This window comes from Nonomuraea sp. PA05 (assembly GCF_008086045.1).
Taxonomy (GTDB): Bacteria; Actinomycetota; Actinomycetes; order Streptosporangiales; family Streptosporangiaceae; genus Nonomuraea; species Nonomuraea monospora.
Window position 1 is genome coordinate 379,145 of sequence record NZ_VSEY01000002.1, and the last position, 19,158, is coordinate 398,302.

Genomic DNA, 19,158 nt, shown 5'->3' on the forward strand with positions numbered 1-19,158 from the left:
TCTCTGTCCACCCTCATGCCTGTGCCCGCGTACCCGGGCCCTGCTGTGCGGCCTCGTGGGCGGCAGCCGCGACCACGAGGTCCTCCCACGCCATGCCCGTGCTCTTGAACACGCGCGGCCCCGGCCCGGCGACCACCCTTCCGGCGATCAGGTCGGCGAGGTTCCCGGCGAGATGATGAGAGGTGATCGTACCCTGGCGGATCGGGACGACGATGTCGCCCGCCTCCTCCAGGGCGGCCGCCCTGGCCTCGACGACCACGGTGGCGCGGGCGATCAGGTCGCCGTCGAGCTCGCGGGCGTCGGGCTCGTGCGAGCCGACCGCGACGACGGTGACGCCGTCGCGGGCGAGCTTACCGGGGAACAGGGGGTGTCTGGCCGTGGTGCAGCACGCGACCAGATCCGCCCCCGCCACGGCTTCCGCCACCGCCTCCGCGGGCGTGGGCGGGTCGGCGGCGAGGGCGCGGGCGGTCAGGCCGAGCTCGCGGCACCAGCCCGCGAGCGCCTCGGCCCGGCGCCGGTCGCGGGCGACCACGGTGACGTCCTCCACCGGCCGCACCTCCCGCAGGGCCAGCACGTGCCCGTACGCCTGCGGCCCGCTCCCGAACACCACCAGCCGCCGCGCCCCCGGATCGGCGAGGTGCCGGACGGCGAGGGCTGAGACGGCGGGCGTGCGCAGCGAGGTGAGCGCGATCCCGTCCAGGGCGGCCAGCGGGGCCAGGGTCTCGCCGTCGAACAGCAGGTACGTGCCCTGGATGCGGGGCAGCCCCCGCCCCGGGTTGCCGGGCGCGATGCTGACGGCCTTGACGCCCGCGTACCGCCGGGTGGAGGCGGGCATGAGCAGCAGTTGCCCGGCGGGAAGGTCGACGATGGGCCGGCGCGGGGTCGTCTCGGGGTCGAGCCCGGCCCGCAGCGCCTCCTCCAGCACGTCCACGGCCCGCCCCATGGGCACCAGCCGCTCCACGGTGGCGGCGTCGAGGTACGGCAGCCCGCTCATCGCAGCGTGAACCCGGTCGGGAACGGGTCTCCGGGGTCCAGCTCGAAGACGTGCCGCCCGGTCCGGTACGCCATGCCGTCGATCTCCACGATCACGCCCTCCTCGGTCGTCTCCCGCGCGCGGGCGGTGAACACGCTGCCCACGATGCTCTCGTGGACGAGGCCGGCCGTCTTGTCCGCGTCGTGCAGCAGCGCCATCCTGGCGGCGGTGCCGGAGCCGCAGGGCGAGCGGTCCACCTCTCCGTCGGCGAACACGGTGACGTTGCGCTGCCGCCTGACGCCGTCCAGGTCGGGCAGGTCCTGGTGGAAGATCACGCCGTACACGCCGGAGAGCCGCTCGTCGGACGGGTGCCTGGCGGCGGGGTGGCCGGCCAGCTCGGCCTTGATCCGGCGGGCGTGCTCGATGAGGGCGTTGACGTGCCGGGGCTCGACCGTCAGGCCGAGGTCGGCGGCGCGTAAGGACGCGTAGATGGCGCCGCCGTAGGAGACGCCGGCGCGCACGCCCGCGACGGGCACGTCACGGGCGATCACGTACGAGGGCACGTTGACGAAGGTGACGCCCTCGATCCGGCCGCCGGACAGCCGCACCCGGGCCGTGACGCGGCCCGACGGCACGTCGACGACCACGTCCGTCACCCCGTCGGGGGCGGCTTCGACCAGGCCCTCGCGCACCGCGTGCACGCCCAGCGCGATCGTGCCGTGCCCGCAGGCGGTGGAGAAGCCGTCCTTGTGCCAGAACAGCGCCCCGAACCGCGCCCCCGGGTCGTCCGGGGGCACCAGGAAGCAGCCGTACATGTCGGCGTGCCCGCGCGGCTCGTTGCACAGCAGCCGGCGCAGGTCGTCGAGCTCGGCCATCGCGGTGGTGCGGCGGTCGAGCACGGTGGAGCCGGGGATCTCGGGCACCCCGCCCGTCACGATCCTGAACGGCTCCCCTGCCGTGTGGTAGTCGACCGTCGTCAACATTCGGCCCGTCAACGGCTGGCCCGTCGGCATCAGAGCTCGAACCCCGCCGGGAACGGGTCGCGCGGGTCGAGGAAGTACTGGGCGGTGCCGGTGATCCAGGCCCGTCCCGTGATGGACGGCAGGACCGCGAGCTGCCCGCCCACCGTGGTCTCCTCCAGCAGCCGCCCGACGAAGTGGGTGCCGATGAACGACTCGTTCGTGAAGTCCCGCCCGAGCGGCAGCTCGCCCCTGGCGTGCAGCTGGGCCATGCGGGCGCTGGTGCCGGTGCCGCACGGCGAGCGGTCGAACCAGCCCGGGTGGATGGCCATGGCGTGCCGCGAGTGGTGGGCGTCGGAGCCGGGGGCGGCGAAGTACACGTGGTGGCAGCCGCGGATGCGGGAGTCCTCGCGGTGGACGGGCTCGTCGGCGGCGTTGATGGCCTCCATGGTGGCCAGGCCGGCGGCGATGATCTCGTTCTTGGCCTTGCGGTCGAACGGCAGGCCGTAGTGGTCGAGGTTCACGACGGCGTAGAAGTTGCCGCCGTACGCGAGGTCGTACGGGATCTGCCCGAAGCCCGGCACGGTCACGCTAGCGTCCAGCCTGTCGCAGTAGGACGGCACGTTGCGCAGCGTCACCGACATGGCCATGCCGTCCTCGACGGCGACGTCCACCTCGACGAGCCCGGCGGGCACCTCCAGGCGCACGGTCGTGACCGGCTCGACCACCTCGACCATGCCGGTCTCCACCAGCACGGTGGCCACGCCGATCGTGCCGTGCCCGCACATCGGCAGCAGCCCCGACACCTCGATGAACAGCACGCCGTAGTCGGCGTCCGGCCTGGTCGGCGGCTGCAGGATGGCGCCGCTCATGGCCGAGTGGCCGCGCGGCTCCGTCATCAGCAGGGTGCGGATGTGGTCGAGGTTGTCGCGGAAGTACACGCGCCGCTCGGCCATGCTCGCGCCGGGGATGACGCCGATGCCGCCGGTGATGACCCGGGTGGGCATGCCCTCGGTGTGGGAGTCGACGGCGTGGAAAACGCGCTTGGTCCTCATCGCAGCCCTTCTGCCAGTGCCTTCTCGGTCGCCGCACGCACGATAGCGGCCTGCTCGTCCGTCAGCGGCTGCCTGGGCTCCCTGCACGGGCCGCCATGGCGGCCCGCCAGGTCCATCGACAGCTTGATGGCCTGGACGAACTCCGTCTTGGAGTCCCAGCGCAGCAGCGGGTGCAGGGTCCGGTACAGCGGCAGCGCCGTCTCCAGGTCACCGGCCACGGCCGCGCGGTACAGGGCGCTGTTGGAGGCGGGCAGCGCGTTCGGGTAGCCGGCGATCCAGCCCACCGCCCCGGCCACGGCCAGCTCCAGCAGCACGTCGTCGGAGCCGATCAGCAGGTCCAGCCCGGGTGCGAGCTCGGCGATCTCGTACGCCCTGCGCACGTCGCCGCTGAACTCCTTGATCGCCACGATCAGCCCCTCCTCGTGCAGCCTGGCCAGCAGCGCGGGGGTGAGGTCCACCTTGGTGTCGTAGGGGTTGTTGTAGGCCACGATCGGCACGCCGGCCTTGGCGACCTCGCGGTAGTGCGCCACGACCGCCCGCTCGTCGGCCCGGTAGGCGTTCGGCGGCAGCAGGAGGACCGAGCCGCAGCCCGCCTCGCCCGCCTGCTCGGCCCAGCGCCGCGACTCCGCGGCGCCGTACGCGCCCGCGCCCGCCATCACGTTGCCGCCGCCGACCGCCGCGACGGCGGTCTCGATGACCTTCGTGCGCTCCTGCGGGGTGAGCGTCTGGTACTCGCCGAGCGAGCCGTTCGGTACGACGCCGTCGCAGCCGTTGCCGACCAGCCAGCGGCAGTGCTCCGCGTAGCCGTCGTAGTCGACCGAGAGGTCGTCGCGCAGGGGGAGCGCGGTGGCGACCATGACGCCCTGCCAGGGCTTGCTGCGGTGTTCCATGGGGAGGTCCTCCAGATGTCGGGGGGTCAGTGAGCGGAAGGGTCGTCGGGGGGAATGTCGCTGGCGTCGGCGCTGGTGTCGGCGCTGGTATCGGCGCCGGTGTCGGCGCTGGCGTCGGCGCTGGTGGTGAGGGAGGCCAGGGCGCCGAGCGTGACGGGCTGGGCGATCGGGCGGCGGGGCGGCTGGGGCCGTTCGCCTGCCAGGCAGGAGACGGCGTAGCCGCAGACGCGGCCCTGGCACCAGCCCATGCCGGGCCTGGCCAGCAGCTTGACCGCGCGCGCGTCGGTGGCGCCGAGCGCCTGCGCCTCGCGTACCCGGGCCAGCGGCACCTCCTCGCACCGGCACACGAGCGTGTCGTCGTGCAGCCACCCCTGCCAGCCGGGCTTGACGGGGTACGCGCGCTGCAGCGCCTCCCCGAACGCCCGCCACCGCTCCCGCCTGCGCGCGAACAACGGCGGCACGACAGCCGCCTGAACGGCGCGCTCATCGGCGACGTCGGCGCCACCAGCGAGGCGATCGGCGTCCGCATCCGCAACGTCGGCGCGACCAGCGGGGCGGCCGGTGCCCGCATTCGCGACGATGGCGCCACCAGCGAGGCGGACGGCGCGCGCGTCGGCGACGATGGCGCGGCCGGCGAGACGGCCCTCCAGTTCGGCCAGCCGCCAGCCGCCCACCCCGACGGGCTCGCCCGCCGCCCACACGCCCGGCACGGTGGTCCTGAGGGTGGCGTCCACGCTCAGGACGGGGCTGCCGTCCACGTCGTGGCGGGTCTGGCAGCCGAGTTGTGTCCCCAGCTCGATCTGCGGCACGAAGCCGTACCCGACGGCCACCGCGTCGCACTCGACGACGTGGCTGGCGGTGACGTTCCAGTCCTGGTCGAGGCGGGCGATGGTGACGGCCTCCACCTCGTGCTCGCCGTGGGCGGCCACCACCGCCTGTCTCGTCCGGTACGGCACCCGGTGCCTGGCCAGGGCGGCCGCGTATCCCGCCGCCTCCCCGGACTTGCCCAGGGCCAGTACGGGGTGCCTGGCCAGGCCGAGGCCGCCGTTGGCCTCGTACACGCCGAGCACCCGCGCCCCCGCGCCCGCCAGGCCTGTGGCGACGGGCAGCAGGAACGGCCCGGTGCCGGACACCACGATGCGGCGGCCCGCCACGACTCCGCCGCCCTTGAGCAGCGCCTGCGCGCCGCCGGCGGTCAGCACGCCCGGCAGGTCCCAGCCGGGGAACGGCAGCGGCCGGTCGTGCGCCCCGGTCGCGATCAGCAACCGCCGCGCCCGCAACACCACCGCCCGCTCCTCACGAGCGCCCGTGTCGCCACCGGCGCCCGGCCTCGCGGCCGCCGGGGACGCCATCGCACCAGAAGCCGAGGACGCCCTCGCACCGGTCGCCGAAGACGCCATCACATCGGCCGCCGAGGACGCCATCGCGCCGGTCGCCGAGGACGTCGGCGCGCCGGTCGCCGCAGGCCCGGTGCCTCTGGTCGCGCAGTGCACCAGCAGGTCGCCGTCCGGTTCGCGGGACACCGCCCAAACCTGGTGCCGCAGCAGAACGTCGGCGCGCGTGTCGAGCGCCCGCGCCTGCCGCAGGAACCGTTCGAGCCCCGGCGCGCGCTTGGGCTCGGCCGCGTGCCGGAAGTACTGGCCGCCGAGCCGGATCCCGGAGTCCACCAGCGCCACCCGCAGCCCGGCCAGCGCCGCCGTGAGCGCGCCCGCCACGCCGGCGGGCCCGCCGCCGACCACCACGAGGTCGTACGTCACGCCGTCGTCACCTCGTCCCCCGGCTCGGCCTCCAGCAGGCAGGCCCGCTCGGGCGGGCGCCCGTTCACCGAGATCAGGCAGTCGAAGCAGACCCCGATCCCGCAGAACAGCCCGCGCGGCCGCCCGCCGAAGCGGGTGGTGCGCCAGGACCGCACCCCGGCCGCGTGCAGGGCCGCGCCGATGGTCTGCCCCGGCACGACGGGCACGGAGCGGCCGTCGACGGTGATGTGGAAAGTCACGAGGCCTCCTCGGAGGAGAGCGAGGGTGCGGGGAAACGGTCGGGGCGGAAGGGCTGCAGGTCGAGGTCGGTCCGCTCCCCCGCGAGAAGCTGAGCGAGCAGATGCCCGGTGGCCGGAGCCAGCCCGATCCCCGCCCCCTCATGACCGCACGCGTGATACAACCCGGGCATCCGCGGGTCCGCCCCGATGACCGGCAGGTGATCGGGGCAGTACGGCCGGAACCCGCAGTACGACCGGATCGCCCGCACCTCCCGCAACGCCGGGAAGAGCGCGACCGCCTGCTCGGCCAGCCGCGCCAGCACCGGCACCGACGTGGTCCTGTCGAATCCGACGCGTTCCCTGCTGGCCCCGATGAGCACGGTCCCGGCGGGTGTGCCCTCCACCACGGCGGAGGTCTCCAGCCCGGCGGAGTCGCTGGCCACGTTCGTCACGTAGGCGGCGGTGTAGACCTTGTGCCTGATGAGCGGTTCGCGCAGCGGCTCGGTGACGAGGATGAACCCGCGCCTGGGCAGCACCGGCAGGTGCACGCCCGCGAGCGCGGCGACCTCGCCGCCCCAGGTGCCGGCGGCGTTGACGACGGCGTCGCCGAGGACGTCGCCGTCCGTGGTGCGCACGCCCGTGATCCGGTCTCCCGAGCGCAGGACGCCGGTCACGGTGGCGCCGAGCCGCAGCCGCAGCGTGCCGTGGCCGAAGCGTTCCGCGCCGTGCCGCAGCAGGGCGGCGGCGGCGAGCATGGGCTGCACCTGGGCGTCCTGGGGGTAGAACACGCCTCCTGCCAGGCCTTCCGCCAGGTGCGGCTCGTAGTCGCGCAGCCTGGGGGCGGGCACGAGGGTGTGCTCGACGCCCTGCTTGCCCGCCAGTTCGGTGAGCTGCCGCTGGACGTCCTCGGTCTCGGCGACGACCAGCCCGCCCTTCGGCTCGAACTCGAACCCGCCGAGCTCGGCCAGCGAGCGCCACAGCCGGTTCGACAGCACGGCGAGGTCCAGCTCGGGGCCGGGTTCCTTGTCGGAGACCAGTACGTTGCCCTCGCCCGAGCCGGTCGTGCCGCCGGCCACCGGGCCGCGGTCGATCACGGTCACGTCGAGGCCCGCGCGCGCCGCGTAGTAGGCGCAGGCCGCCCCCACCACTCCCGCGCCGACGACGATCACGTCGGACATCACCACCTCCTGGCAGTAATATGTCACATACCTTGGATGCTTGAGAAGCCCGCAGCCCCCACAAGCCCGATGGCCGGACCGGCCAGTGGGGCCCCTACCATCGATGACGTGAAGCTACCCACGGACAACCCCCACCTCCTCGCGCGTTTCGTCCGGTCCTTCTGGGCGCCGACCACGCGCTCGATGCGCGTCTGGGCGTTGGCCTCCGTGGTGGTCAACGCCGGCATCACACTCACCGGGGCCGGAGTGCGCGTCACCGCCTCCGGGCTCGGCTGCCCGACGTGGCCCAGGTGCACGCCCGACAGCTTCATCCCGGTCGCGCATCCCGAGGTTTCGCCGCTGAACATGGCCGTCGAGTTCGGCAACCGGCTGCTCACGTTCCTGGTGCTGGCCGTGGGCGTCGCCTGCTGGGTGGCCGCCGTGCGGATGCGTCCGCGCCGCGTCTCCCTGATCCGCCTGGCCTGGCTGCAGCCGATCGGGATCATCGCGCAGGCCCTGTGGGGCGGGCTGGTGGTCAACACGATGCTCAACCCGTTCACCGTCGGCACGCACTACCTCATCTCCAGCGGCCTGATCGCGGCCTGCTGGATGTTGTACGCGCGCGCGGGCGAGGGCGACGGGCCCGCGCGGCCGGTCGTCCACCGCAACATCCGCGTGCTGGGCCACCTGCTGGTGGCGGCCGTGTTCGCGCTGCTGGTGATCGGGGTCGTGGTGAGCGGCACGGGGCCGCACTCGGGCGACGAGATGGCCTCCCGCTTCGACCTCGACATCGAGACCGTGGCCAGGCTGCACGCCGACGTGGCCTACGTGGTGGCGGGGCTGACGTTCGCGCTGCTGTTCGCCCTGCATGTGACGGACGCGCCGCGCCTGGCCAAGCGGGCGGCGATGGCCGCGTTCGGCGTGGTGCTGCTGCAGGGCGTGATCGGTTACACGCAGTGGTTCCTGGCCGTGCCCGCGGTGCTGGTCCTGCTGCACGTCCTCGGCTCGACGCTGGTCTGGATCACCGCGCTGAGGGTCGCCACCTCGCTGCGCTCCCGCGACCCCGAGCCGTCCGCCGCCGCCCACTCCCCCACCGAGGCAGCCGCCGTCGCCTGAGCGGATATGCCAGGGTATGTGGTGTTACATTCGCCACTCCCCCGGCCAGGAAGGGGTGTGCTTTGCGGGGAAAAGTCCGCCTCTCCCGGAAGGCGCTGCGCCGCGCGTACCAGGGGCTGGTGCTGGCCAGCGTGCTCGCGCTGGCGCCCATGACGTGGGCCTGGCTCGGCAGCTCGGGACACCGGGCGATGGCCGAGGACGCGGGCTGGATCCGGCGGGTGCCCGAGACGCAGGCGGCGCTGGTGCTCGGCGCCGGCCTGTTCGCCGGGCAGCCCTCCCCGATGCTGGCCCGCAGGCTCGACATCGCCGCCGAGCTGTACCTGGCGGGCAAGGTAAAGGCGCTGCTGCTGTCGGGTGACAACAGCCGCAAGGAGTACGACGAGCCCACCGCCATGCGCGACTACCTGCGCGCCAAGGGGGTGCCCGACGCGGTGATGGTGCTCGACTACGCCGGCTTCGACACGTGGGACTCGTGCGTGCGGGCGCGCAAGGTGTTCGGCGCCGAGCGGGTGACCGTGGTGACCCAGGAGTTCCACATCCCCAGGGCCGTGACGCTGTGCAGGACGGCCGGGCTGGAGACGTTCGGCGCCGGTGACGACTCCTCCAGGCGCTGGGCCACCACCACGTACGCCTACGCCGCCCGCGAGCTGTTCGCCACCGCCAAGGCCTTCACCGACGCCCTGATCCTGAACTCCGACCCGGTCTACCCGGGGCCCCGCGAGGTCTCGCTCACCCGCATCCTGTCCCAGCCGGGCGCGTAGCCACGCGCATCCCGTCTCAGCCGGGCGCGCAGGTCACCCGCGTCCCGTCTCAGCCGGGCGCGCCGGGCGCGTAGCCGGGGGGCGGCGACCCCCTGGCCACCGACCTGGCGTGCATCTCCGGCACCGGGAAGTCGGCGCGGGCGGTGCTCATGCACTCCAGCAGCGCCCGCTGCTCCTCGTGGAAGGTGTGCTCGTCGACCATGTGCCGGGCCGCCCGCTCGTGCAGCAGGCCCAGCTCGGTGGCGGCGAGCTGGTAGTCGCGCATCGCCCGCAACCCCGGCTTGCCGCCGTGCGCGCGGGCCCACTGCCTGGCCTGCCGCCGCCTGGCGAAGGCGGAGAGCATGAAGATGTCGGCCTGGGTGACCAGCTTGGTCGGCTCGTACGCCGGCAGGTAGCGCTGGATGAGCGCCACGATGCGCCGCCGGTCCCTGAACACCACGCCGATGAGCACCACCAGCACCACCAGCAGCGTCAGGTAGGCCACCACCAGCCCGGGGAACCCGCCGTAGGAGGCCAGGCCGTTCCACAGGCCGTGCAGGATCATCGCCGCCGTCCAGCCCGCCAGCACGTACGTGCTGCGCTCGGGCCCCCTGCGCTGGGCCGCGTACGCGACGGCCACCCCGATCATCGAGCTGAACAGCGGATGGGCCAGCGGCGACAGGATGCCGCGCAGCACCACGGTGACGGCCAGCCCCTTGACCCCGGAGGTGGACAGCGCGCCCAGGTAGTAGCTGACGTTCTCGCTCATGGCGAAGCCGAGGCCGACCATGCTGGCGTAGATGATGCCGTCGGTCGGCCCGTCGAGCTCGGCCCTGCGGAAGCGGAGCAGGCCCAGCAGCACCAGGCCCTTCATCGTCTCCTCCACCACCGGCGCGCCGAACGTGGCCGCGAGGTTGCGCGCGCTGGCCTCCGACAGCTTGGCGGTGTCGATGATGTAGTGCAGGTTGAGCGAGTTGATCACACCGGCCACGAGCACCGCGACGCCCGCGCCCCAGGCGAAGGCGAAGATCAGGTTGCTGCGCGGCTCCGGCTCCATCCGGTCGAGCGCCAGCACGGCCGCCAGCAGCAGCGGCACCGGCGCGAGCGCCAGCGCCAGCGCGATGAAGAACTGCACCGGCGCGCCGTTGAACACGTCGAAGGAGAACGAGACCAGGGCGCAGATGCCGGTGAGGACCAGCCCGATGATCAACGCGAACGACGGGCGGTCCTTCAACACCCAGCGTGGATCACGGCTCGCCATAGGGTGACTTTAACGGATCAGGGTGCCGGGGTCCGTGCGGGTCCACGCAGTGCCGCTCCAGGCCGGGGACGCCGTGATCGACCTGGAGCGTGGTGTGGCCGATCGCGAACCGCTCGTGCAGCAGGTCGGCGAGCCGCGTGCGCACCCGGTGGCAGCCGGCGCCGCGCGCCACGAGCACGTGGGCCGACAGGGCCGGGTAGCCACTCGTCACCGTCCGGACATGGAGGTCGTGCACCTTCTCCACGTCGCGCCGAGCGGCCACGACCAGGGCGGCGATCGTGCCGGCCTGGCGGAAGCCGGTCAGCCGGACTGCGTCGGCCGTGTGACCGCGCCCGTGTCCCCCGCTCATCCCGTCTCCCTCAAGTGCGTCACAACACCTGAAGAGCTGTTCACATGTGCATCACAGGAACGCGAAAAAGCCCGGCGCGACGGCCGGGCTCTGCACGATCAGGCCAGCAGCGGGTCGATCGCGACCGCGAGGAACAGCAGCGCCAGGTAGGCGTTCGACCAGTGGAAGAAGCGCATCGGCCGCAGGTCCACACCGCTCTTGCCGGAGTTGAGCCTGGCCAGCAGGCGGTGCACCTCCCACAGGCACATCGCGCCCAGCACGGCCGCCACGATCGGATAGAACAACGTGGTGCCCGCCACCGGCCACAACGCCAGCGAGCACAGCACGGTGGCCCAGGTGTAGGCGATGGACTCCAGGATGACCCGCCGTTCGGTGGCCACCACCGGCAGCATCGGCACCTTGGCCGCCGCGTAGTCCTCCTTGTACCGCATGGCCAGCGTCCAGGTGTGCGGCGGCGTCCAGAAGAACACCACGCCGAACAGCACCAGCGGCGCCCAGTCGAGCCGCTCGGTGATGCCCGCCCAGCCGATCATGACCGGCATGCAGCCCGCGATGCCGCCCCACACGATGTTCTGCGCCGTGCGGCGCTTGAGCAGCATCGAGTAGACCAGCACGTAGAACAGGATCGCGCCGAGCGAGAGCACCGCGGCCAGCCAGTTGGTGGTCAGCCACAGGCCGGCCGTGGACAGCACGCCCAGCACGATGCCGAAGATCAGCGCGCCGCGCGGCGAGACCTGGTGCCTGGCCAGCGGCCTGCGGCGGGTGCGGCGCATCTTCTGGTCGATGTCGCGGTCCACGTAGCAGTTGAGCGCGTTGGCGCTGCCCGCCGACAGGGTGCCGAACACCATGACCGCGATCGACGTCCACAGCGGCGGCAGGCCGCCCGCTGCGAGGAACATCACGGGCAGCGTCGTGATCAGCAGCAGCTCGATGATCCGCGGCTTGGTGAGCGCGATGTAGGCCTTGACGATCATGCCGATCGAGCGCGGCGCCTTCACCTGCGGTGATGGGGCCGTCGCCTGCCTGTTGGTCAGCACCGTCAAGGCGCTTCCAGCCTGTCGGAAGTCAACGCGTAACCTCTGATGAGAGCGGATCCATGGGCGGGCGCCGGTGGCGCCCCTGCGAACAAACAAACTGTAGTCGCAGGGGCGGCCGGTCCGGCCAATGGGGGGCTTGCGCCGTACATGCAGTACATGGACACGCGAAGGTGGAATGGGAATCGATCGCCAGCTCCACCCGGTTAGGGTTCCGTGTAGGCGCGGGCAGCGCAACCTGCGGCCAGCCGCCGCAGGCGGGACAGCCACCGGTACGACCAATGACAACTAGATTCCGGAGATCGAGCACTTGAGCACCGAACTCGTGCCAGCCCTTGAATGGACCGACCTGGACAAGCAGGCGGTCGACGTCGTTCGAGCACTGGCGATGGACGCAGTGGAGAAGGCGGGCTCGGGTCACCCCGGCACCGCCATGAGTCTGGCCCCCGCCGCATACCTGCTGTTCCAGCGCGTGATGCGTCACGACCCGACCGACCCCAACTGGCTCGGCCGTGACCGTTTCGTCCTGTCGTGCGGCCACAGCAGCCTGACGCTCTACATCCAGCTCTACCTGTCCGGTTACGGCCTGACGCTGGACGACCTCAGGCGCCTGCGGCAGTGGGACAGCCTGACGCCGGGTCACCCCGAGCACGGGCACACGGCGGGTGTGGAGACCACGACGGGCCCGCTCGGCCAGGGCATCGCCAACGCCGTCGGCATGGCCATGGCGGCCCGCCGCGAGCGCGGCCTGTTCGACCCCGAGGCCGCCGACGGCGCCTCGCCGTTCGACCACAACATCTGGTGCTTCGTCAGCGACGGCGACATCGAGGAGGGCATCAGCCACGAGGCCAGCTCCCTCGCCGGCCACCAGAGGCTGGGCAACCTCGTCGTCGTCTACGACGACAACCACATCTCCATCGAGGACGACACGCAGATCGCCCTGTCGGAGGACGTGGTCAAGCGCTACGAGGCCTACGGCTGGCACACCCAGAGCGTCGACTGGACCGAGTCCGGCGAGTACGTCGAGGACGTCCAGGCCCTCTACGACGCCCTCCAGGCGGCCAGGGCGGAGACCGACCGGCCGTCGTTCATCCGGCTGCGCACGATCATCGGCTACCCGGCCCCCAACAAGCAGAACACCGGCAAGATCCACGGCTCCGCCCTGGGCGAGGCCGAGGTGAAGGCCACCAAGGAAGTGCTGGGCATGGACCCGGCCAAGACCTTCGACGTGCCGGCCGAGGTGCTGGAGCACGCCCGCGGCGTCGCCCAGCGCGGCCGCGCGGACCACGCCGAGTGGGACAAGTCCTACGCCGAGTGGCGCCTGGCCAACGAGGAGCGGGCCGCCGAGCTCGACCGCATCTCCCGCCGCGAGCTGCCGGCCGGCTGGGCCACCGCGCTGCCGTCGTTCGAGAAGGGCTCCTCCGTCGCCACCCGCAAGGCGAGCGGCGAGGTGCTCAACGCGCTGGCGCCGGTGCTGCCCGAGCTGTGGGGCGGCTCGGCCGACCTGGCCGAGTCCAACCTCACCACGATGAAGGGCGAGCCGTCCTTCATCCCCGAGGAGTTCCAGACCAAGGACTTCAAGGGCAACCGCTTCGGCCGCACGCTGCACTTCGGCATCCGCGAGCACGCCATGGGCGCCATCCTCAACGGCATCGCGCTGCACGGCGGCACCCGCCCGTACGGCGGCACGTTCCTGGTCTTCTCCGACTACATGCGGCCCGCGGTGCGGCTGGCCGCGCTGATGAAGCTGCCGGTCACCTACGTGTGGACGCACGACTCGATCGGCCTCGGCGAGGACGGCCCCACCCACCAGCCGATCGAGCACCTGTGGGCGCTGCGCGCGATCCCCGGCCTCGACGTGGTGCGCCCGGCCGACGCCAACGAGACGGCGTACGCGTGGAAGACCGTGCTGGAGCACACCGACCGCCCCGCCGCGCTGGCGCTGACCAGGCAGAACCTGCCGGTCGTCGAGGGCACCAGCGCCGAGGGCGTGGCCCGCGGCGGCTACGTGCTGCGTGAGGCGTCCGACGGCCAGCCGAAGGTCATCCTCATCGCCACGGGCAGCGAGGTGGAGATCGCGCTGAACGGCCGCGAGCTCCTGGAGTCGCAGGGCATCCCCACGCGAGTGGTCTCGATGCCGTGTGTCGAGTGGTTCAACGGGCAGGACACCGCATACAGGCAGACGGTTCTGCCCTCGTCGATCCGGGCTCGGGTGGCGGTCGAGGCGGGCATCGCGCTCGGCTGGCACGAGTACGTCGGCGAATGCGGCGAGGTGGTCAGCCTCGAACACTTCGGTGCCTCTGCGCCGTACAAGACTTTGTACGAGCAGTTCGGGCTGACGGCTGAGCGCGTGGCGGCGGCGGCCAAGGCGAGCCTGGCCAAGCTGGGTCAGGACAAGGGCGAGACGACGGGAAACTGAAGAAGAGATGAGCGAGATCCTCAAGAAGCTGTCCGGCCAGGGCGTTGCCATCTGGCTCGACGACATCAGCCGTGAGCGCCTGCGCAGCGGCAACCTGGAGCAGCTGATCCGCGAGAAGAACGTCGTCGGGGTCACCTCCAACCCCACGATCTTCGCCAACGCGCTCAGCAAGGGCGACGCCTACGACAGCCAGCTGCACGACCTGGCCGTACGCGGCGTCGAGGTGGGCGAGGCCGTACGCGCCCTCACCGCCTACGACATCCGCTGGGCCGCCGACGTGCTGCGCCCGGTCTACGACGCCAGCGGCGGCGTGGACGGCCGCGTGTCGCTGGAGGTGGACCCGCGGCTGGCCCGCGAGAGCGAGAAGACGATCGCCGAGGCCCGCGCGCTGTGGTGGCTGGTCGACAGGCCCAACCTGATGATCAAGATCCCGGCGACGGTCGAGGGCCTGCCCGCGATCACGCAGGCGCTGTCGGAGGGCATCAGCGTCAACGTCACGCTGATCTTCTCCCTGGAGCGCTACCGCGCGGTCATGGACGCCTGGCTGGCCGGCCTGGAGGCCGCGCAGGCCAAGGGCCTGAACCTGGCCTCGATCGAGTCGGTGGCCTCGTTCTTCGTCAGCCGCGTCGACACCGAGATCGACAAGCGCCTGGAGCAGCTCGGCAAGCCGGAGCTGAAGGGCAAGGCGGGCATCGCCAACGCGCGCCTGGCGTACGCGGCGTTCGAGGAGGTCATGAACTCCGAGCGGTGGCAGAGCCTGCGCGCCGCCGGCGCCCGGCCGCAGCGCCCGCTGTGGGCCTCGACCGGCGTCAAGAACCCTGAATACTCCGACACCATGTACGTCGACCAGCTCGTCGCCCCCGGCACCGTCAACACGATGCCGGAGAAGACGCTCGACTCCACGGCCGACCACGCCAACGTCACCGGCGACACCGTCCGCCCGTTCTACGAGCAGGCCTGGAACACCATGGCCGCGCTCAAGGACGCCGGCGTCGACTACGACGACGTGGTGAAGGTCCTGGAGGACGAGGGCGTGGAGAAGTTCGAGGCGTCCTGGAACGAGCTGCTCGAGAGCGTCACCAAGAACCTGGTTCCGTGATGGAGGTGTCCTACCGCGAGGAGGGGGTGGCCTCGGCCGCCTCCTCCGTCGCGGGGCGCCTCGTCGCCGACGGCGTGCCCGCGCGGCTCGCCGGCGGCGACCCCACGCTGTGGGGTGAGGACGCCGAGGCGGAGGCGGCGGTCAGGCTCGGCTGGCTGACCCTGCCCCGCTCCTCCCGCGAGCTGCTGCCCGCCCTGGGCGAGCTCGCGGCGAGGGCCCGCGCCGAGGGCCTGACGAACGTGGTCCTGGCCGGGATGGGCGGCTCGTCGCTGGCGGCGGAGGTCATCTGCGCCACCGCCGACGTGCCGCTCACCGTGCTCGACACGACCGACCCCGGGCAGGTCCGCCGCGCGCTGACCGACCGCCTGGATTCCACGGTCGTGGTGGTGGCCAGCAAGAGCGGCTCGACCGTGGAGACCGACTGCCATCTGCGGATCTACCAGCGGCTCTTCGCGGACGCGGGCCTCGACCCCGCGGGCCGCGTCGTGGTGGTCACCGACCCCGGCTCGCCGCTGGAGCAGCTCGCCGCCGACGGCGGCCACGAGCTGGTGCTCGCGCCGCCCGACGTGGGCGGCCGCTACTCGGCGCTGTCGGCGTTCGGGCTGGTGCCCGCCGCGCTGGCAGGGGCCGACGTGGCGGGGCTGCTCGACGAGGCCGCCGAGGTGCTGCCGCTGCTGTCGCTCGACACCGGCAACCCCGGGCTGGACCTGGGGGCGGCGCTCGGCGGCGCGGCGCTGGCCGGGCGCGACAAGCTGCTCCTGGAGGACCAGCTCTCGCCCATCTTCGGGCTGCCCGACTGGATCGAGCAGCTCGTCGCCGAGTCCACCGGCAAGCAGGGCAGGGGCATCCTGCCGGTCGTCGGCGCCGACCCGAACAGGTCGGGCGACGAGCTGGTCGTCGCGATCGAGTCCGACGTCGGCGACGTGCGCGTGGACGGGCCGCTGGGCGCGCAGTTCCTGGTCTGGGAGTACGCCACCGCGGTGGCCGGGCTGCTGCTGGAGGTGGATCCGTTCGACCAGCCGCAGGTGGCCGAGTCGAAGGAGAACACCACCGCCCTGCTGGCCCTGCCCGACCTGCCGACCGGCGCGCCCGCGTTCACGGACGGCCCGGTCGAGGTGTACGGGGCGGCGACGGCCAAGGACCTGCCGGGGCTGTTCGCGGAGCTGCTGCACGCGGTCCCCGGCGACGGCTACCTGGCGATCATGGCTTACCTGGACCGGCTGGCCGCCTTCGACGCCCCGGTTCCGGAGGGGGCCGACTTCGAGCAGATGACCGACGCGTGGATGATGGCCGATCCGCTGACGTTGCGGACGCTGCTCGCGCTGCGGACCAGCCGGCCGGTGACGTTCGGCTGGGGGCCGCGGTTCCTGCACTCCACCGGGCAGTACCACAAGGGCGGGCCGCAGAACGGCGTGTTCCTGCAGATCACGGGGGTGGTGACCGAGGACGTCGCCGTGCCCGGCAGGCCGTACAGCCTGGGCAGGCTCCAGCTCGCCCAGGCCCTGGGGGATCTGGCGGCGCTGGAGACCCGCGGGCGTCCGGCCGTACGCCTGCATTTGACCGACCGCGCGGCGGGTGTCGCGCGTTTGCTCGAGGCCGCACAGGAGGCTTGAGATGACAGACCCGGCAGCACCCGCGGAGGAAGCCGTCACCGTTGCGGCGGCCGTCGCGGGCACCGCCACCACTGAGGAAGTGGCAGCCGCCAACCCGCTGCGCGACCCGCGCGACAAGCGGCTGCCCCGGGTGGCCGGGCCGTGTGTGATGGTGTTGTTCGGCGTGACGGGTGACCTGGCCAAGCGCAAGCTGCTGCCGGCGATTTACGACCTGGGGAACCGGGGGCTGCTGCCGCCCGGCTTCTCGCTGGTCGGCTTCGCCCGGCGCGATTGGAAAGACCAGGATTTCGCCCAGTTGACGCACGACGCCGTCAAGGCGCACGCCAGGACCCCGTTCCGCGAGGAGGTCTGGAAGCAGATCCGCGAGGGCATCCATTTCGTGCCGGGCGAGTTCTCGGACGACGGGGCGTTCGACGCGCTGGCCATGGCGTTGGCTGAGATCGACGAGACCCGCGGCACCGGCGGAAACTACGCTTTCTACCTGTCGGTTCCGCCGAAGTTCTTCCCCGTGGTGGTGGAGCAGCTCAAGCGGACGGGGCTGTCCGACGCGCCCGACGGGTCGTGGCGGCGCGTGGTGATCGAGAAGCCGTTCGGGCACGACCTGCAGTCGGCCCACGAGCTGAACGAGATCACCACCTCGGCCTTCCCGGAGAGCTCGATCTTCCGGATCGACCACTACCTGGGCAAGGAGACCGTCCAGAACATCATGGCGCTGAGGTTCGCCAACAACCTCTACGAGCCGATCTGGAACCGCAGCTTCGTCGACCACGTGCAGATCACGATGGCCGAGGACATCGGCATCGGCGGCCGGGCCGGCTACTACGACGGCATCGGCGCCGCCCGCGACGTGATCCAGAACCACCTGCTCCAGCTCCTCGCGCTCGTCGCGATGGAGGACCCGACCTCCTTCGAGGCCAACTCGCTGCGGCGGGAGAAGGAGAAGGTGCTCAAGGCCGTGCGGCTGCCCGCCAACCTGGGGCTCAACACCGCGCGCGGCCAGTACTCCGCGGGCTGGCAGGGCGGCGAGAAGGTCGTCGGCTACCTCCAGGAGGAGGGCATCTCCCAGCAGTCCACGACCGAGACCTACGCCGCCATCAAGCTGGAGATCGCCAACAGGCGCTGGGCCGGGGTGCCGTTCTACCTGCGCACCGGCAAGCGGCTGGGCCGCCGCGTCACCGAGGTGGCCGTGGTGTTCCAGCGGGCGCCGCACCTGCCGTTCAGCAAGGACGACACGGAGATCCTCGGCCAGAACGCGCTGGTGGTCCGCGTGCAGCCCGACGAGGGCATCACGGTGCGGTTCGGCTCGAAGGTGCCCGGCACCGCCATGGAGGTCCGTGACGTGTCCATGGACTTCGCCTACGGCGAGTCGTTCCTGGAGTCGTCGCCGGAGGCGTACGAGCGGCTGCTGCTCGACGTGATGATCGGCGATCCGCCGCTCTTCCCGCACCAGCGGGAGGTGGAGCTGTCGTGGAACATCCTCGACCCGATCGAGGAGTTCTGGGCCACGCAGGGGCAGCCGGAGCCGTACGAGTCCGGTTCGTGGGGGCCCGAGTCGGCCGACGCGATGATGGCCCGCGACGGCCGCGTGTGGAGGAGGCTCTAGATGACCACGTTCATGTTGACGGACACGACGGCGGGCAAGATCGCCGCCCAGCTCACCCATCTCCGTCACCAGATGGGCGCGCCGGCCATCGGCATGGTGCTCACGCTCGTCGTGGTCAGCGAGGAGCGCCACCAGTACGACGCGCTGCGCGCCGCCACGGAGGCCGCCCGCGAGCACCCGTCGCGCATCATCGTGGTGATCAAGCGCGAGCCGGAGGAGGCCATCAGGCTCGACGCGGAGCTGCGCATCGGCGAGAACACGCCCGGCGAGGTCGTCGTGCTGCGCCTGTACGGCGAGCTCACCGACCACGCCGACTCCGTGGTCAGCCCGCTGCTGCTGCCCGACACGCCGGTGGTGGCGTGGTGGCCGGGCGCCGCGCCCGACGCGCCGGCCAAGGACGCGATCGGGGCGCTGGCGCAGCGGCGCATCACCGACGCCAAGGGCTTCGACGACGGCGGCGTCAAGTCGCTGGTCATCCGGGCCAAGGGCTACGCGCGCGGCGACACCGACCTGTCCTGGGCGCGGCTGACGCCGTGGCGCAGCCTGCTGGCCGCCGCGTTCGACCAGCCGGTGGGCAAGGTGCGCAAGGGCACCGTGGAGGCCTCCCCCGGCCACCCGAGCGCGCCGCTGCTGGCCGCGTGGCTGTCGGAGCGGCTCGGCGCCCCGATCAAGGTCGTCGACTCGCCGGGGCCCGGCCTGACCGCCGTGCGTCTGCAGGTCTCCGACGGCGAGCTGGCGGTCGTCAGGACCGACGCCCGGCTGGCCACGCTGTCCCGGCCCGGCCAGCCCGACAGGAACGTGGCGCTGGCCAGGCGGCAGACCTCCGAGCTGATGGCCGAGGAGCTGCGCAGGCTCGACACCGACGAGATCTACGAGGCCGCGGTCAAGCGGTTCGCGAGGACGTACAAGGGATGA

General features: G+C 72.3%; 17 protein-coding genes. 7 read left to right on the forward strand and 10 right to left on the reverse strand.

Annotated features, from left to right (window positions below):
• Nucleotides 1–13: 13 nt before the first annotated feature.
• Genes FXF51_RS04740 through FXF51_RS04765 form a run of 7 tightly spaced genes read right to left on the reverse strand, consistent with a single transcriptional unit; the run spans nt 14 to nt 7,030 of the window.
• Entirely contained in the window at nt 14–994 is a 981-nt protein-coding gene (locus tag FXF51_RS04740; RefSeq protein ID WP_148432985.1) for an ornithine cyclodeaminase family protein, read from the reverse strand.
• A complete protein-coding gene (locus FXF51_RS04745; RefSeq protein ID WP_148432986.1) occupies nt 991–1,956 on the reverse strand; it encodes a proline racemase family protein in 966 nt (321 codons plus the stop codon). The genes FXF51_RS04740 and FXF51_RS04745 overlap by 4 nt, the downstream gene beginning before the upstream one ends.
• A gap of 29 nt (nt 1,957–1,985) precedes the next feature.
• Nucleotides 1,986–2,987, reverse strand: a complete 1,002-nt coding sequence (locus FXF51_RS04750) for a proline racemase family protein (RefSeq protein WP_148432987.1) — start codon at nt 2,985–2,987, stop codon at nt 1,986–1,988.
• Nucleotides 2,984–3,877: a dihydrodipicolinate synthase family protein gene (locus tag FXF51_RS04755; RefSeq protein ID WP_148432988.1), complete on the reverse strand. Its 894-nt coding sequence runs from the start codon at nt 3,875–3,877 to the stop codon at nt 2,984–2,986. The genes FXF51_RS04750 and FXF51_RS04755 overlap by 4 nt, the downstream gene beginning before the upstream one ends.
• 26 nt (nt 3,878–3,903) lie before the next feature.
• The gene (locus FXF51_RS62395) at nt 3,904–5,634 is read right to left on the reverse strand and encodes an NAD(P)/FAD-dependent oxidoreductase (protein WP_187414176.1); all 1,731 of its coding nucleotides are present in this window, start codon (nt 5,632–5,634) and stop codon (nt 3,904–3,906) included.
• Nucleotides 5,631–5,873: a (2Fe-2S)-binding protein gene (locus FXF51_RS60500; RefSeq protein WP_185103381.1), complete on the reverse strand. Its 243-nt coding sequence runs from the start codon at nt 5,871–5,873 to the stop codon at nt 5,631–5,633. Before FXF51_RS60500 ends, FXF51_RS62395 begins: the two co-directional genes overlap by 4 nt.
• Complete coding sequence (locus FXF51_RS04765; protein WP_148432990.1) at nt 5,870–7,030, reverse strand: NAD(P)/FAD-dependent oxidoreductase; 1,161 nt, start codon at nt 7,028–7,030, stop codon at nt 5,870–5,872. The genes FXF51_RS60500 and FXF51_RS04765 overlap by 4 nt, the downstream gene beginning before the upstream one ends.
• Before the next feature lie 108 nt (nt 7,031–7,138).
• On the opposite strand from FXF51_RS04765, the gene FXF51_RS04770 reads away from it, so the two are divergent.
• Both FXF51_RS04770 and FXF51_RS04775 read left to right on the forward strand, forming a co-directional pair.
• Nucleotides 7,139–8,125: a COX15/CtaA family protein gene (locus tag FXF51_RS04770; RefSeq protein ID WP_148432991.1), complete on the forward strand. Its 987-nt coding sequence runs from the start codon at nt 7,139–7,141 to the stop codon at nt 8,123–8,125.
• Between the two features lie 62 nt (nt 8,126–8,187).
• A complete protein-coding gene (locus FXF51_RS04775) occupies nt 8,188–8,886 on the forward strand; it encodes a vancomycin high temperature exclusion protein (RefSeq protein ID WP_148432992.1) in 699 nt (232 codons plus the stop codon).
• 49 nt (nt 8,887–8,935) lie between these two features.
• On the opposite strand, the gene FXF51_RS04780 is transcribed toward FXF51_RS04775, so the two are convergent.
• From FXF51_RS04780 to FXF51_RS04790, 3 genes are all read right to left on the reverse strand, one after another.
• Nucleotides 8,936–10,126: a PrsW family intramembrane metalloprotease gene (locus tag FXF51_RS04780; protein ID WP_148432993.1), complete on the reverse strand. Its 1,191-nt coding sequence runs from the start codon at nt 10,124–10,126 to the stop codon at nt 8,936–8,938.
• Nucleotides 10,113–10,475: a hypothetical protein gene (locus FXF51_RS60505; protein WP_187414177.1), complete on the reverse strand. Its 363-nt coding sequence runs from the start codon at nt 10,473–10,475 to the stop codon at nt 10,113–10,115. The genes FXF51_RS04780 and FXF51_RS60505 overlap by 14 nt, the downstream gene beginning before the upstream one ends.
• 98 nt (nt 10,476–10,573) lie before the next feature.
• On the reverse strand, nt 10,574–11,518 hold the full coding sequence (locus tag FXF51_RS04790; protein WP_148432994.1) for a heme o synthase: 945 nt from the start codon (nt 11,516–11,518) through the stop codon (nt 10,574–10,576).
• Nucleotides 11,519–11,897: 379 nt separating this feature from the next.
• On the opposite strand from FXF51_RS04790, the gene tkt reads away from it, so the two are divergent.
• Genes tkt through FXF51_RS04815 form a run of 5 tightly spaced genes read left to right on the forward strand, consistent with a single transcriptional unit; the run spans nt 11,898 to nt 19,158 of the window.
• Nucleotides 11,898–13,928, forward strand: a complete 2,031-nt coding sequence (tkt, locus tag FXF51_RS04795; protein ID WP_411268344.1) for a transketolase — start codon at nt 11,898–11,900, stop codon at nt 13,926–13,928.
• Between the two features lie 7 nt (nt 13,929–13,935).
• Nucleotides 13,936–15,027, forward strand: a complete 1,092-nt coding sequence (gene tal, locus FXF51_RS04800; RefSeq protein ID WP_148432996.1) for a transaldolase — start codon at nt 13,936–13,938, stop codon at nt 15,025–15,027.
• Nucleotides 15,027–16,640: a glucose-6-phosphate isomerase gene (locus FXF51_RS04805; protein ID WP_148433089.1), complete on the forward strand. Its 1,614-nt coding sequence runs from the start codon at nt 15,027–15,029 to the stop codon at nt 16,638–16,640. The genes tal and FXF51_RS04805 overlap by 1 nt, the downstream gene beginning before the upstream one ends.
• 1 nt (nt 16,641) lies before the next feature.
• Complete coding sequence (gene zwf, locus FXF51_RS04810) at nt 16,642–18,243, forward strand: glucose-6-phosphate dehydrogenase (RefSeq protein WP_148432997.1); 1,602 nt, start codon at nt 16,642–16,644, stop codon at nt 18,241–18,243.
• Entirely contained in the window at nt 18,244–19,158 is a 915-nt protein-coding gene (locus tag FXF51_RS04815) for a glucose-6-phosphate dehydrogenase assembly protein OpcA (protein WP_148432998.1), read from the forward strand.

What these genes read in the sequence shown, in the direction of transcription:
- tal (WP_148432996.1), top strand. Translation starts at nt 13,936, where the DNA reads ATGAGCGAGATCCTCAAGAAGCTGTCCGGCCAGGGCGTTGCCATCTGG.
- zwf (WP_148432997.1), top strand. Translation starts at nt 16,642, where the DNA reads ATGACAGACCCGGCAGCACCCGCGGAGGAAGCCGTCACCGTTGCGGCG.
- FXF51_RS60505 (WP_187414177.1), bottom strand. Translation starts at nt 10,475, where the DNA reads ATGAGCGGGGGACACGGGCGCGGTCACACGGCCGACGCAGTCCGGCTG.
- FXF51_RS04815 (WP_148432998.1), top strand. Translation starts at nt 18,244, where the DNA reads ATGACCACGTTCATGTTGACGGACACGACGGCGGGCAAGATCGCCGCC.
- FXF51_RS04780 (WP_148432993.1), bottom strand. Translation starts at nt 10,126, where the DNA reads ATGGCGAGCCGTGATCCACGCTGGGTGTTGAAGGACCGCCCGTCGTTC.
- FXF51_RS04755 (WP_148432988.1), bottom strand. Translation starts at nt 3,877, where the DNA reads ATGGAACACCGCAGCAAGCCCTGGCAGGGCGTCATGGTCGCCACCGCG.
- FXF51_RS04765 (WP_148432990.1), bottom strand. Translation starts at nt 7,030, where the DNA reads ATGTCCGACGTGATCGTCGTCGGCGCGGGAGTGGTGGGGGCGGCCTGC.
- FXF51_RS04750 (WP_148432987.1), bottom strand. Translation starts at nt 2,987, where the DNA reads ATGAGGACCAAGCGCGTTTTCCACGCCGTCGACTCCCACACCGAGGGC.
- FXF51_RS04740 (WP_148432985.1), bottom strand. Translation starts at nt 994, where the DNA reads ATGAGCGGGCTGCCGTACCTCGACGCCGCCACCGTGGAGCGGCTGGTG.
- tkt (WP_411268344.1), top strand. Translation starts at nt 11,898, where the DNA reads ATGGACGCAGTGGAGAAGGCGGGCTCGGGTCACCCCGGCACCGCCATG.
- FXF51_RS04805 (WP_148433089.1), top strand. Translation starts at nt 15,027, where the DNA reads ATGGAGGTGTCCTACCGCGAGGAGGGGGTGGCCTCGGCCGCCTCCTCC.
- FXF51_RS04745 (WP_148432986.1), bottom strand. Translation starts at nt 1,956, where the DNA reads ATGTTGACGACGGTCGACTACCACACGGCAGGGGAGCCGTTCAGGATC.